Genomic DNA, 1192 nt, shown 5'->3' with positions numbered 1-1192 from the left:
ATGGCGAAAGGCAAGTTTGAGCGTACGAAGCCCCACGTGAACGTGGGCACGATTGGGCACGTAGACCACGGCAAGACCACGCTGACAGCAGCGATTGCCTCCGTGCTGTCGCAGAAATTTGGCGGCGAAGCCAAAAAATACGACGACATCGACAACGCGCCCGAAGAAAAGGCACGTGGTATTACCATCAACACCTCGCACATCGAGTACGAAACAGCCAACCGGCACTATGCGCACGTCGACTGCCCGGGACACGCTGACTACGTCAAAAACATGATTACCGGTGCGGCCCAGATGGACGGTGCTATCCTCGTTTGCTCCGCAGCAGACGGCCCCATGCCCCAGACCCGCGAGCACATCCTGCTGGCCCGTCAGGTTGGTGTGCCCTACATCATCGTCTTCCTGAACAAATGCGACATGGTTGACGATGCAGAACTGCTCGAACTCGTAGAAATGGAAGTCCGTGAGCTCCTCTCCAAATACGACTTCCCCGGAGACGACACCCCCATCATCAAAGGCTCAGCCAAACTCGCCCTCGAAGGCGACAAAGGCGAACTCGGTGAAGTTGCCATTCTGGCCCTGGCAGATGCCCTGGACAGCTACATCCCCACACCGGAACGTGCGGTCGATGGCGCCTTCCTGATGCCGGTAGAAGACGTATTCTCCATCTCCGGTCGTGGTACCGTGGTAACCGGCCGCGTCGAGCGCGGAATCGTTAAAGTTGGTGAAGAAGTCGAAATCGTCGGCATTCGACCCACCACCAAAACCACCGTCACCGGTGTAGAAATGTTCCGTAAACTGCTTGACCAAGGTCAGGCAGGCGACAACGTTGGCGTACTGCTGCGTGGAACCAAGCGTGAAGAAGTAGAGCGTGGTCAGGTCCTGTCCAAACCCGGCAGCATCACCCCGCACACCCACTTCAGCGCAGAAGTCTACGTACTGAGCAAAGAAGAAGGCGGCCGTCATACCCCCTTCTTCAACAACTACCGTCCGCAGTTCTACTTCCGTACCACAGACGTCACAGGCGCCATTGAACTGCCTGAAGGCAAAGAAATGGTTCTGCCAGGCGACAACGTCACCATCAAAGTCAAGCTGATTGCGCCGATTGCGATGGAAGAAGGCCTGCGTTTTGCGATCCGTGAAGGTGGCCGTACGGTGGGTGCCGGTGTGGTCGCTAAAATTATTGAGTAAT

The 1192-nt window shown here is 56.5% G+C and carries 1 protein-coding gene; it reads left to right on the top strand.

Annotated elements, in window-relative coordinates; translation table 11 throughout:
• Positions 1-1191, top strand: a complete 1191-nt coding sequence (gene tuf, locus CUZ56_RS14820; protein ID WP_126981191.1) for an elongation factor Tu — start codon at positions 1-3, stop codon at positions 1189-1191.
• Position 1192: the final 1 nt, after the last annotated feature.

Source organism: Saezia sanguinis (assembly GCF_003991585.1).
Taxonomy (GTDB): domain Bacteria; phylum Pseudomonadota; class Gammaproteobacteria; order Burkholderiales; family Burkholderiaceae_C; genus Saezia; species Saezia sanguinis.
The sequence above is the reverse complement of the archived record's forward strand: the minus strand, read 5'-3'. Positions and strand labels throughout refer to the sequence as shown.